This is a genomic window from Microbulbifer taiwanensis, assembly GCF_014904815.1.
In the GTDB taxonomy this organism is placed as follows: Bacteria; Pseudomonadota; Gammaproteobacteria; order Pseudomonadales; family Cellvibrionaceae; genus Microbulbifer; species Microbulbifer taiwanensis.
In genome coordinates this window covers 22,901-35,199 of the sequence record NZ_JACZFR010000021.1, presented here as the reverse complement: position 1 = coordinate 35,199, position 12,299 = coordinate 22,901, and the positions used below count along the sequence as shown (strand labels likewise).

The 12,299-nt window shown below is 60.4% G+C and carries 8 protein-coding genes; 1 reads left to right on the top strand and 7 read right to left on the bottom strand.

Features of this window, described 5'->3' with window-relative positions:
- Window positions 1–46 precede the first annotated feature (46 nt).
- The 3 genes from tmpT to IG627_RS07060 form a co-directional block, all read right to left on the bottom strand.
- Window positions 47–685, bottom strand: a complete 639-nt coding sequence (gene tmpT, locus IG627_RS07070) for a thiopurine S-methyltransferase (protein WP_193191623.1) — start codon at window positions 683–685, stop codon at window positions 47–49.
- A 73-nt stretch (window positions 686–758) separates the two neighbouring features.
- Window positions 759–3,929, bottom strand: a complete 3,171-nt coding sequence (locus IG627_RS07065) for an efflux RND transporter permease subunit (RefSeq protein ID WP_193191621.1) — start codon at window positions 3,927–3,929, stop codon at window positions 759–761.
- A gap of 118 nt (window positions 3,930–4,047) precedes the next feature.
- Window positions 4,048–5,190 (bottom strand): efflux RND transporter periplasmic adaptor subunit, encoded by a 1,143-nt coding sequence (locus IG627_RS07060; RefSeq protein WP_193191619.1) that lies wholly within the window; start codon window positions 5,188–5,190, stop codon window positions 4,048–4,050.
- Window positions 5,191–5,574: 384 nt separating this feature from the next.
- Between IG627_RS07060 and IG627_RS07055 the strand changes: the two genes are divergently transcribed.
- A complete protein-coding gene (locus tag IG627_RS07055) occupies window positions 5,575–6,534 on the top strand; it encodes an AraC family transcriptional regulator (RefSeq protein ID WP_193191746.1) in 960 nt (319 codons plus the stop codon).
- A 13-nt stretch (window positions 6,535–6,547) separates the two neighbouring features.
- On the opposite strand, the gene IG627_RS07050 is transcribed toward IG627_RS07055, so the two are convergent.
- The 4 genes from IG627_RS07050 to IG627_RS07035 all read right to left on the bottom strand — a co-directional run bounded on the left by IG627_RS07050 (window position 6,548) and on the right by IG627_RS07035 (window position 12,227).
- On the bottom strand, window positions 6,548–6,820 hold the full coding sequence (locus IG627_RS07050) for a high-potential iron-sulfur protein (protein WP_193191617.1): 273 nt from the start codon (window positions 6,818–6,820) through the stop codon (window positions 6,548–6,550).
- Window positions 6,821–6,992: 172 nt separating this feature from the next.
- Window positions 6,993–9,302, bottom strand: coding sequence for an immune inhibitor A domain-containing protein (locus tag IG627_RS07045; protein ID WP_193191615.1), 2,310 nt, complete (start codon window positions 9,300–9,302; stop codon window positions 6,993–6,995).
- A gap of 259 nt (window positions 9,303–9,561) precedes the next feature.
- Complete coding sequence (locus tag IG627_RS07040) at window positions 9,562–10,872, bottom strand: sensor histidine kinase (protein ID WP_193191605.1); 1,311 nt, start codon at window positions 10,870–10,872, stop codon at window positions 9,562–9,564.
- Window positions 10,872–12,227, bottom strand: a complete 1,356-nt coding sequence (locus IG627_RS07035) for a sigma-54-dependent transcriptional regulator (protein ID WP_193191603.1) — start codon at window positions 12,225–12,227, stop codon at window positions 10,872–10,874. The genes IG627_RS07040 and IG627_RS07035 overlap by 1 nt, the downstream gene beginning before the upstream one ends.
- Window positions 12,228–12,299 lie beyond the last annotated feature (72 nt).

Genomic DNA, 12,299 nt, shown 5'->3' with positions numbered 1-12,299 from the left:
GCGGATTCCGGCGGTTATGGTGCGCACGACACACCCTGCAAAGCCTTCAATCCTTCCTCAGCAGCCAGACTTTTTCCGTTGCTGCGCACTTCCCTTTCAATCCACCGGGCACATCGCTGCTGCCGGCGAGAGCGAGGTCGTAGTTGCCGCTATAGTGACGATTCACCTCATCGTTACCGATGGAGAAGGGCGGGCCGTCCATCTGCGTTTGGTCGTATTCAAAGGTGATCAGCAGCTGCGGTGCCCCTGCCGTAATCTCCATCAGGTGTTTTGTATAGCGGCTGCGCATTTCTGTTGGCAGGGCTACCAGGGCGGCGCGATCATAGATTGCATCGACGGGACCGAGCAACTCCCCGGACAGGTCGAAGATGTCGCCGACGAAGATGTCGATAGCTTCTGCGCTGAACAGGGTCAAATCGCCCGCGGCCGATATTTCCGGTGTCACCCCGAGATCGGTAAAGAGTTGCCGCACCGCGACTTCACTCAATTCGGCGCCGGCAACCCGGTATCCCCCGGAAAGCAGCCAGGCGATATCCAGGGTCTTTCCGCACAGGGGGACGAATACACGGCCGCCTTTCGGTAGTGAGAGGTCCGCGAAACAATTGACCAGGTGTGTATTGGCCCTTCCCTCGTGGAAGGCGATTTCATTGTTCTGCCACTTTTGATGCCAGAAGCTCGCGTCCATATTGGCTCCTCTCCATTGATTGGCGGCACGTGAAGTGCCGCCCGGTTTTGAGATTCAGTCCGATCTTAGTGGCCTACGCCGCCTGTTTCAGCTGTGGCACTTCTGCCTCGGCTCGCTCACGGTGTCCGGCCAGCTTGCGCAGTGCTACATAGAATACCGGAGTCAGTAGCAGGCCGAACAGGGTTACGCCGATCATACCGGTAAACACGGTTATGCCCATGGCGTTGCGCACCTCGGCACCGGCGCCGCTGGCCAGTACCAGCGGCACCACGCCGGCGATAAAGGCCACCGAAGTCATGATGATCGGCCGCAGGCGCAGGCGGCAGGCCTCCAGCGCGGCGCGCACCGGGTCCATACCCTTTTCAATTTCCAGCTCGCGGGCGAATTCCACGATCAGGATGGCGTTCTTACAAGCCAGTCCCATCAGTACCACCAGGCCCACCTGCACGAACACATTATTGTCGCCGCCGGTCAGCCAGACACCGAAGAGTGCGGCCAGCAGACACATGGGTACAATCAGTATCACCGCCAGCGGCATCACCCAGCTCTCGTAGAGGGCGGCCAGCACCAGGAACACCAGCAGCAGCGCCAGCGGGAATACCAGCATGGAGGCGTTGCTGCGATTGACCTGCTCAAAGCTGAGATCCGTCCACTCGATATTCATACCGGCGGGCAGCGTCTGCTGCGCCACCCGCTCCACCGTCGCCAGCGTCTCACTGGACGACAGCATGGCCGGGTTGGACTGGCCCAGCAGGTCCGCGGCCGGGTAGCCGTTGTAGCGGATCACCGGGTCGGGTCCGTAGCTCTGCTTCAGCTGCACCATGGTATTGATCGGCACCATCTCGCCGCGGTTATTGCGAGTGTAGAGGTGGTCGATATCCGCTATCTCGTCGCGGAAGGGCGCATCTGCCTGGGCCATGACCCGGTAGGTGCGGCCGAACAGGTTGAAGTCATTGATATACAGCGAGCCGAAATACAGCTGCAGTGTGCCGAACAGCTCGTCCAGGCGCACGCCCTGCGCCTTGGCCTGCAGCCGGTCAACCTCCGCGTCCAGCTGCGGCACATTGGCCTGGTAGGAGCTGAAGGGATAGCTGAGTCCCGCCGTCTGGCTCAGTGCGCCGGCCAACTGGTTGGTGGCCGTCTGCAGCTCGCCATAGCCTGCGCCGCTGCGGTCCTGGATATAGAGGGAATAGCCGGATCCGGCACCGAGGCCGAAGATCGGCGGTGGCATAAAGCTGACCGCAAAACCCTCCTTGATCTGCGCCAGTTTGCCGTTCAGTTCCGCGGCGATTTCCTCGGCGCCGCGATCGCGCTCGCTGAAGTCGTCGAAGAGCACGAACACTGTGCCCACGTTCGGCGTATTGGTGGCCTGCAGCGCGTTGAAGCCGACAAAAGCGGCCGCGTGGGATACGCCCTCTGTCTCCATGGCCAGTTCACTTACGCGGCGCGCGACGGCTTCGGTTCTATCCAGGGAAGCGCCCTCCGGCAGGCGGATACTACCCACCAGGTAGGTCTTGTCCTGGGTCGGAATAAATCCGCCCGGTACCTGGTTGAACATAAATACCGTGCCGGCCAGCAGCAGTGCGTAGACGGCGAACACCAGGCCGCGGCGCTTCAGGCTGCGGCCCACCAGGCCCTGGTAGCCCTCTGCACTCTTGTTGAAGAAACGGTTGAACGGGCGGAATATCCATCCGAACAGGCGATCGATAATCCGCGCCGGCATATCCGGTGCCGCGCCGTGGGGCTTCAGCAGTGTCGCGGACAGCGCCGGCGACAATGTCAGCGAGTTGACCGCGGAGATCACCGTAGCGATGGCAATGGTCATCGCGAACTGGCGGTAGAACTGGCCGGTAATGCCGTCCAGGAATGCCATGGGCACAAATACCGCGCAGAGCACCAGGCTGATGGCGACGATTGGCCCGCTCACTTCGCGCATCGCCTGGTGCGCGGCGGCCAGCGGGGTCAGGCCCTCCTCAATATTGCGCTCGACGTTCTCCACCACCACGATCGCATCGTCCACGACGATACCGATCGCCAGCACCATGCCGAACAGGGTCAGGGTGTTGATCGAGAAGCCCAGTAGCTGCAGCACCGCGAAGGTACCGATAATGGAAACCGGCACCGCCAGCAGCGGAATCAGCGACGCGCGCCAGGTCTGCAGGAACAGGATCACCACCAGCACCACCAGCAGCACCGCTTCCAGCAGGGTTTTGATCACCGCCTTGATGGAAGTGCTGACAAAAACCGTCGGGTCGTAAGCGATCTCCCACGCCAGGCCTTCCGGGAACCGATCGTCCAGCTCGTCCATTTTTTCGCGCACCGCCTGCGAGACCTCCAGCGAGTTGGAACCCGGAGCCTGGAAAATCGGCAGGGCCACCGCCTGGCGCCCGTTTAGTAGAGCGCGCAGCGTATCCTCGGACGCGGCCAGTTCAATACGCGCGACATCGCTGAGGCGGGTGATCTCGCCGTCGGCGCCGGTTTTCAGTACCACATCGCCGAACTCCTCGACGCTGGCCAGGCGGCCCTTGGCATTGATGGATATCAGGAAGTCGTTTTCGCCCGGCATCGGCTGGGCGCCTATCTGGCCGGCGGACACCTGCACATTCTGCTCGCGCACTGCACCGACGATATCGGACGCGGTGACGCCGAGAGCGGCGGCCCGCTGCGGGTCCACCCACAGGCGCATGGCGTAATCGCCGGCGCCAAACAGGCCGGCCTGGCCAACGCCGGGAATGCGTGCCAGTTCATCGCGGATATGCAGCACCGCGTAATTGCGGATATAGGTGGCATCGAAGCGATCGTCCGGGGACGTCAGGTGCACCGCCATCATCAGGTTGGGGGACTGCTTCTGCGTGGTCACACCCTGGCGGCGCACATCTTCCGGCAGGCGCGGCAGCGCCTGGGATACGCGGTTCTGTACCTGTACCTGGGCCTGGTCCGGGTCTGTGCCCAGCTCGAAGGTCACCGTCAAAGACAGGGTGCCGTCACTGCCGGCAACAGACTTCATGTAGATCATGTTCTCCACGCCGTTGATGGCTTCCTCCAGCGGCGTGGCGACGGTTTCGGAAATGGTCTTGGGGTTGGCGCCCGGGTAGCGTGCAGTGACCGCGACGCTGGGCGGCACCACTTCCGGGTATTCGCTCACTGGCAGTACCGGGATACTGATCAGACCGACGACGAAGATGATGATCGACAGCACCGAGGCGAAAATGGGCCTGTCGACGAAAAATCGGGAAAAGTTCATACAAAGTTACCCCGTGTGCGGTTTCGGAAACCACACCAAATTTCGGAATCAGATTTTTTTGCAGAAGTGGCGAGGCGGGTGGCCGTCCCGCCACTCCCGCAGGGATATTGTTTGATGCTTAACGGCTGGCAAGCTGCCGCTCGGGATCCGGCTCGCGCATCTGCACCAGCTCCGGCGCTACCGGCATGCCGGGGAAGAATATTTTCTGCAGGCCGTTGACCACCACCCGTTCGCCGGGCTGCAGGCCGCTGCGAATCACCACCAGATCGTCCTGCTGCGGTCCGGTAACCACTTCGCGGCGCTCGGTGACATTCTTGTCGTTGACCACATAGACATAGCGGCGATCCTGGTCGGTCAGCACCGCTTTGCTGTTGACCAGCAGCGCGTCACTCAGCTGTTCTGTCGGCATTTCCACGCGCGCGAACTGTCCCGGCTTGAAAGTGCCGTCGGGATTGGGAATCACCGCGCGGAACTGGATGGTGCCGGTGTGGCTGTTCAACTGATTGTCGATAAAATCCAGCTCGCCACGGTGCGGGTAGCCCTCTTCGCCCGCGAGCCCGATACGCACCTGCGGGCGCTGGTCGGGGGTAAAGAAAGTGCGGCTGCCGACAAAGGTCTGCTGGTCACTTTCGAAATAGACATACATCGGGTTTACAGAGACCAGGGTCGTCAGCAGCGTCTGGTCGGCATTGGCGAGGTTGCCACGGGTGACGAAGGCGCGGCTGACGCGGCCGCTGATCGGCGCTTTGACCACCGTGTACTGCAGATCCAGGCGCGCGTTTTCCAGTGCGGCCCCGGCAGCGTTCACCGCCGCGCGGTCGGAATCCTGCGCGGCCACGCGCTGGTCGTGCTCCTCACGGGAAATGGCGCGGCTGCCCAGCAGTTGACGCGCGCGCTCCGCCCGGCCCTCACTGAGGGTCAGCTGGCTGCGCGCACGAGCCAGTTCCGCTTCAGCTGCGCGCTCGCGGGCACGGTAAGGACGCTGATCAATCGTAAACAGCACGTCGCCGCGCTGCACCAATTCGCCCTCGGTAAAGGAGACCTCATCGATATAGCCGCTGACGCGGGGACGCAACTCCACGGTTTCCGGCGCGGCCACGCGACCGGTAAAGCCGCTCCACAGGGTGGCCGGCTCGGCCACCACTTCAGCGACTTCCACGGCCGCCGGCTGAGGCTGTTGTCCGTTGGGTTCACCGGTGTTGCATCCCGCCAGCACCAGCGCCGTCAAACCGATCAGGGTGAATTTCAGATTTCTTGCCATAACATGCTTACTCCTTCAGTTACGGAAGAGTGGCTTGCGCTCAGGAACATCTCTCCCAATGGCAGCGAACAATAGCGGTGGCAAGCTTGCAGGCGATATCCGGTTACTGCGTATTGATTGCCTGATTCTGTTTCGGTTTCGATGAAACCAACTGGTCACTTTTATCGATGCAGAAAATTTCGAATAAATTACATTAGGGTTTCAGCAGTGTATTTACTGGAAGCCCAGATATAGTGAGGCCTGCCGCGAGGGGGTTAAATTGCATATTACTGCAGGGTGATTGCCTAATTCTGCAAAAGTCTAAGGGGCTTGCCTAAAACTCCGTATACTGTGAGCCGACTTGCTTGAATCTGTCCGGCGTACCCGGACTGGGAGGGGTAAATGATGTCGGTGAAGCAAACGCAAACTATCGCCGCTGCACGGGACCTGGAAACGACCCGCGGAAAGCTGGCGCGCAATATTATGCGCTGGGCACCGGAGCAGGGCCTACAGGAATCCGCCCTGGAGGGGGTCGGCTTGATCCGCTCCGATGAGGCGACCAGTTGCGTCTCCTCGGTGTACGAGCCATCCCTCGGATTTATCGTACAGGGCAGCAAGACACTGCAACTCGGCGACAAGGAGATTTCATACGGCCCGCTGAGTTACCTGGCATCGTCGGTGCACTTACCGGTGCTGGGAGAGGTGAAGGAAGCATCGCCCGAGCATCCCTTCCTGGCCGTCAGGCTGATCATCGACCCGCAGGAAGTAACCGACCTGGTGATCGAGCTGGGAGACAAGGCACCGGAAATGCAGGCGGAATTCGACTGCCCGGAAATCAGCTGTGGACTCTGTGTAGCGCAGATGAACAAGGGGATGTTGGAGGCTGTGAGCCGCCTGGTGGGCCTGCTGGACACCCCGGCCGACGCGCCGATACTGGCACCCCTGGCGCGTCGGGAAATTATCTATCGCGCGCTGATGGGAGAGATGGGCGCGCGCATGCGCAAATTTGCGGTCGTCGACAGCCAGGCCAACCGTATCTCGCGGGTCATTGCGGTGCTCAAGGACCGCTTCTCGGAGCCGCTGCGAGTCAGCGACCTGGCGGACCAGGCGAATATGAGCGAGTCGTCCCTGTACCACAGCTTCAAACAGGTCACACGCATGTCGCCGCTGCAGTTCCAGAAGAAACTGCGCCTGCACGAGGCGCGCCGGTTGATGCTGTCCGAGGGGCTGGAAGCGGCTTCCGCCAGTTACCGCGTGGGTTACGAGAGCCCGTCCCACTTCAGTCGTGAGTACAGCCGCATGTTCGGAGCACCGCCGCGGGCGGATGTCAACAAGTTGCGCGGTGAGCAGCGGGTGCCGGCCTGACGCAAGTGGTTGTTTAAGAGGGTTTGGGCGCAAACAGGCTGCACCAGCCCTCTGGACTGATCTTGCCCTCGACGACCTTGCAGCCCTCGGGTGGTTCGAAGAGCACACAGTCGACGCACTTCTGCCCGTTCTTGGGCGTATCCTGATATTGCACCGCCTCTTTTTTCGCCTTGGTCTGGGCGACGCTGCGATCCGTTGCGATCAGCGCTACCGGCAGCAGTGCCAGCGAGCAGCTGGATAACTTGAGAAATTCCCGCCGCGTAATTTCCTGATCCCGTTTACTCATATCGATTACCTCACCGGAAAGGGGGCTGTGTATCTGTTTTCAGATTAGTCCGGTCGCGCAATTTTGCAGTTGCGGAAATTAATGTGCGGTTAGAGTTGAAATTGAGAATGGATAGTATTTTTGTTCCTGAGGTGGGCGGCGCCTTGTACGCCGCCCCTCTCGAAGGAAAAAATTAACGGAACAGCAGTACCTTGCCGACTGACTTGTCGCCGCTCTGCGATACCACGCGAACCTTCAGGCCGTAGGGCGTGATTGCGCGGCCAGCATCGGGAATGGCTGCGTTGCTGAAATCGCTACTGTCGTCGAAGACCGGGTTGCGCTTGGTGAAGTTGTCGCGCAGCAGCAGATCGTAGTTGTCGAGCAGGTCCAGGGTCACCTTGTCCGACTTGTCGATACTGAAGGCGGCGTCGTGCACCTGATAGCGGGTAGAAGCTACCGAGTGGTCGTTCCAGATATTGGTATGCTGGTCCGCATCCACTACGCCGATAAAGCCGTCACCCGGGTGTATACCGACCCAGTTGTTGTCGTACATAGTGTCCGCATACCAGACTACCAGGCCCTCATTGAACGGCAGCATTTCACCGGCCACATTTACATGGGCCAGGCCCCGATCCACACCGCGGTGTGTGCGCCACTCGAGCAGGTAGTAATGATCGTGCAGGTTGTAACCCGGGTTGCGGGTGAAACCTGCCAGGTTGAAAGTACCATCCGTCTCTGCATCGTCTGCCAGAGCCGTGGCGCCGTCGACAGTGACGAGAATATCGTCGGCGTAGAAGCCCGGGTTGGACTCGGCGGCGTCGGTCGAGTAGTAGAACACCAGGTAGATTTGCTGTCCGGCGTAGGCGCTCAGATCGAACTGCGCGTCCACCCAGCCACCGGAAGCGCCGGTGATACCGTGGCCCGGATTCTGGCCGTGGGGGCTGGTATCGGTGGTGATATTGCCGGGAATGACGATGGTCTCGCTTCCGTCGGATACGGCAACGAATGCGTAGTCCCAGTCCTGTTCGATATCGTACCAGGCCTTGAAAGAGAGGCTGGCGCTGCTTGCGGAGCTCAGGTCCACAGGCACCTGCATGTAATTGAGCAGCCCGTTGCCCTTGCCACTGAAATAGGTGTACTCGCCGCTGGCCGGAACCGTGACGATTTCTTTCTTTTTCGGTAGGTCGATGCGCAGCGCATCGTTGTTCACACCCTTGTGCACGGCCTCGTCCAGCAAGGCTTCCAGGCCCCCGGCCGGAATATCCTCCAGCGCTATGGTGGTGCCGTGCAGCCAGTTGCCGCCGTGGTTGTGCTGCAGGAATTCCTTGGACCAGGCGGAAAAGCCGGTGGGCTCGGAGCCGGGGATGACACCGGCCCAGCTGCCGTTGGACATCACCGACCAGGCTGAAACCGGCTCGCCGCGGCCGGTATATTGAGTGTCGTATTCGTCCGGCAGGCCCAGGTCATGACCGTATTCGTGGCTGACCACACCTGCGGCCGCGTCGGCCGGCTGGACTGTGTAGTCGAAGGCCGCCATGGCGCCACCCCAGTAATCCACCTCGGCGCTGGTGCCGGCAATCGGGAAGGGGTTGCCGAGGTTCCAGCGGTGCGCCCAGATAGCATCCTCGCCCAGCTGGCCGCCGCCAGCTTCCTCACCAACTGAGGAATGGAAAATCATTACATGGTCTACCAGACCATCGGCTTCCCAATAATTGCCATCCGCATCCAGGTCGTAGCGGTCCTCGATATCGAAATCCGACAGTTCCACTTCGGGATCTGCCGCTGCCGCGATCAGAGCCTCGCGCACCAGTGCGCGGGCATCGCCGTCGACGTTGTTGCCATAGTAGGCTGCCGGTCGGCTCGCCATATACCACCCGGCCACGGTGCCCTCTACTGAGTAGCTGTTGCCGGATTGCTGCCAGTAGTACTGCTGCATCGACAGCAGATTTTCACCAGCCGGGCCGCTGAAACCACTGTCGGAAAACAGCAGGTCAGCATAGTGCTGCGCAGCGTAATCCTCGTAGTACATATCGGTTTCGCCGGGCTCGATATTGTTGTGTGGGAAGTCCGGGAATTCCATCAGGATGGCGAGTACGCGGGCGGTCCGCACTTCTCCGTCGTAGGATTCCGGTTGCAGGGGGGCGGGGCGATTTTTCTTCGCCTGGCCGAGTTTGTTGCCCTTGCCGTTTTTCAGTGACTGCAGGCTTTTCCCGCCGCGGGCCCGCGCCATCATCTGCACGGTTTCATCGGACATGGTCTGGGCCTGGATCCTGCCCTGGGCGGCGCGCTCCTTGAGGTAGCCGCGCAATACCTGTTCCGCCTCGGTAAAAGTCGCATTCTCGCCGATACGCCCGGAGCGCTTCAGCATTTCCATCAGTTTGTTTTCGTTGGCAATTGCCAGGTCCAGGGGGGCGCCGCCTTGTTGTGGTGCGGCTTGGGCGCTGGCGGCTGCCAGGCCGAGTACCAGGGCTCCGGCTGATATTAGCTGGTGGGGTTTCAACATATATCCCTCTTTTTTAGATGTATTGGTGGGAGGTCGGGCAGGGGGAAAGATAAGCGGATATTCCTGTGAATCGCCGTGTGCCGTCCCTGGCCCGCTGCAGCTGCACTTTCGTCAGCTGCTAAGAAATACAACGATTGAAGATCAAAAAGGCGCAATGAAATGAGCGCCAAAATGTGAGGTTTCTTTCGGGAAAAGTTTGCCGGGTTGCTGGTTATCCTAGCTGGGTGGCGAATTGGCGGTCAATCTATTCGATTATTTTTTACCATGGCAGCCACAGGCTGATCTGCAAGCCACCGCCGGGACGATTGTGCAGCTGTATATGACCGCCGTGGGCGTCGACGATTTCCCGACACAGGGCCAGGCCGAGGCCGACGCCCTGCGGCTTGGTGGAATAGAAGGGCAGCAGTGCCTGCTGCAGTACTTTTTCGCTCATGCCACAGCCGCGGTCGCGCACCATCAGCTCCTGTCCGCGGGCGTCGGCGCTGATTCGCAGTTCCGTGTGCTCGGCATCGCTGCCGGCCTCGGCGGCGTTCTTGAACAGGTTGAGTAGTGCCTGCTCAACCTGTACCGGATCAAAATGACCGGGGCGGCTGGGCAGTTCTCCCCTCAGGGTGAACTGGTGTAGCGGTGCCAGGCGATCGATCAGCTGTTGCCACTGCACCGTCTCGCAACTGGGTGCCGGCAACTTGGCGAAGCGCGCATAACCCTGGGTAAATTCCGTCAGGTGCTGGCAGCGTTCGGCGATGATATCGAATACTTTCTCCAGCGCTTCAGCCTTGCCTGGCTGCTGGATCAACATTTTGCCGCTGTGGGCCATCGAGGATATCGGGGCCAGTGAGTTATTCAGCTCGTGGCTGATCAGGCGAATGACTTTTTTCCATACCTGGACTTCGGCGCGGGTCAGCTCGCGGGTCATCTCGCGGATAACAATCAGGCGATGCCTCTGCGCATTCAGCACAAAGGTGCTGTTGCCGATATGCAGCGTCTGGGGGTTGTCGCCATCGCTGTAACTGAACAGCCCGTCTTCACCTTTTTCGATCGCTTCTGCAAGCTCCTGTGGGCAACTGGGCAGCAATCGCTCCAGTGTCAGGCCCTGGATCGGTTTTCCATTGTTCAGCAGGTGCCGCGAGCTGCTGTTGGCGTAGATGATGTGATCACCTTGGTCCACCAGCAGGAGCGATTGGGGAGAACTCTGGATCACCGTGTCCAACAACAGTTCGCGCTGGTAGATATGCGCGCGCTCGCGGCGCAGTATCTCGCCGACTTCGTTGTAGAGCTGGGTCAGCTGACCCAGCTGGTCGCTACGTTTAGTCGCCAGGGAAATTGAGAAGTCGCCGTCGCGAAAGTTCAATAGCCCGCTTTCCAGTGCGGTCAGCGTGTGGTTCAGCGGTCCCGTAACGAGGCGCAACAGAAGCAGGACAGTAGGCATCGCCAACAGCAGGCCGCCGCTCCAGGCGAGGTGAGTGTCGATATCGAAGCGCAGCAGGATTACGGGAATGCTTACGCCGACAATGACCGCCAGCAGCGATATGGCGGCGATACGGCCTTCAATGGAGAACTGCTTAAACATCAGTAGGGAATGCCGTATTTATCCAGGCGGCGATAGAGAGCCTGCCTGCTCATGCCCAGTTCGCGTGCGGCCTGGGTGATAACACCATTGCAGCCGGCCAGTGTCTGCTCCAGCAGTTCACGGCTCGGCTCGAAATTCACCTCGACCCTGTCAGTGGCCTGCTGGGCCGGCAGCGCCAGGGTCTCTTCTTCGATGGTCTGCGACTGGCTCAATACGGATGCCCGCTGCATGGTGTTCTGTAATTCGCGCACATTGCCCGGCCAGCGATAGCGCATCAACGCCGACTGTGCCTGGGGTGCCAGCTGCTTGCTTTCGCCAATACCGTTGTCGAGAAAGTTTCTGGCCAGCGGCAATATGTCTTCCGACCTGTCGGCGAGCGGTGGCAGTTTCAGCTCGATCACATTCAGTCGATAAAAAAGGTCCTGGCGAAAGTTGCCCTCGGCGATCTGCCGGGGCAGGTCGCTATTGGTGGCGCTGATCACGCGCACCCTGACCTTGCGTGTCTGGCTACTGCCGAGGCGCTGGAACTCCCCCGTCTGCAGTACCCGCAGCAGTTTTACCTGGCCGCTGGCGGACAGTTCGCCTATCTCATCGAGAAACAGTGTGCCGCCGTCTGCGGCCTCGAAGCGCCCATGGCGCGCTCGTGGGCCTGCGCCGGTATAGGCGCCCGGCTCGGCGCCGAAGAGCTCCGCCTCCATCAAATCTTCCGGCAGGGCGCCGACGTTGACCTTGATATAGGGGCCGTCTTTGAGCTGCGAGTTGGCCTGGACTATGTCGGCGATTTTCTCCTTGCCGGCGCCGTTGGGGCCGGTGATCAGCACCGGAACGTCGGACCTTGCTACCTGGGTGGCCATCTCCAGCAGTTTCTGCATGGCATCGCTGCGGTAGACAATATTCTGCAGGTCGAAATTCTGGCGCAGCTGCTGGCGCGCCAGCAGCGCCTGCTGCTGGGACTTGCGCTGCTGTTCCTGCAGTTCGCTCAGCTCCAGCAGGTTCTTGACGGTGGAAATCAGCTTGTTGTCGTCCCAGGGTTTGCCGAGATAGTCGGCGGCGCCGGCCTTGACCAGTTCCACCGCCATCTCCAGCTGGGTCCAGGCGGTGAGCAGTATCACCGGCAGGTCCGGGCTTATCTCACGGATGGCAAAAAAGAGCTCGCGCCCCTCCTCGCCGGAGGTGGTATCCGCGGTGAAGTTCATATCCTGGATGACCAGGCTGATATCGGGGTGTTCTCGCAGCAGCTGCAGGCCCGCGGGTGGGGTGACTGCGCTGACAGTTTCAATCCGATGAAGGGACAACAGCAACTCCAGGGCGGAGATGATGCCCGGGTTGTCGTCGATAATCAGTACCTTGTCCATAACCGTACCGCGTGAATTATTTGCAAAGTATTATGCAACGATAAAAGGGGGAGAAACAGGGCGGGTAAGCAG

Bases quoted from the DNA above. Each gene is read 5' to 3' on its own strand.
- tmpT (WP_193191623.1), bottom strand. From the start codon at position 685: ATGGACGCGAGCTTCTGGCATCAAAAGTGGCAGAACAATGAAATCGCC.
- IG627_RS07065 (WP_193191621.1), bottom strand. From the start codon at position 3,929: ATGAACTTTTCCCGATTTTTCGTCGACAGGCCCATTTTCGCCTCGGTG.
- IG627_RS07060 (WP_193191619.1), bottom strand. From the start codon at position 5,190: ATGGCAAGAAATCTGAAATTCACCCTGATCGGTTTGACGGCGCTGGTG.
- IG627_RS07055 (WP_193191746.1), top strand. From the start codon at position 5,575: ATGTCGGTGAAGCAAACGCAAACTATCGCCGCTGCACGGGACCTGGAA.
- IG627_RS07050 (WP_193191617.1), bottom strand. From the start codon at position 6,820: ATGAGTAAACGGGATCAGGAAATTACGCGGCGGGAATTTCTCAAGTTA.
- IG627_RS07045 (WP_193191615.1), bottom strand. From the start codon at position 9,302: ATGTTGAAACCCCACCAGCTAATATCAGCCGGAGCCCTGGTACTCGGC.
- IG627_RS07040 (WP_193191605.1), bottom strand. From the start codon at position 10,872: ATGTTTAAGCAGTTCTCCATTGAAGGCCGTATCGCCGCCATATCGCTG.
- IG627_RS07035 (WP_193191603.1), bottom strand. From the start codon at position 12,227: ATGGACAAGGTACTGATTATCGACGACAACCCGGGCATCATCTCCGCC.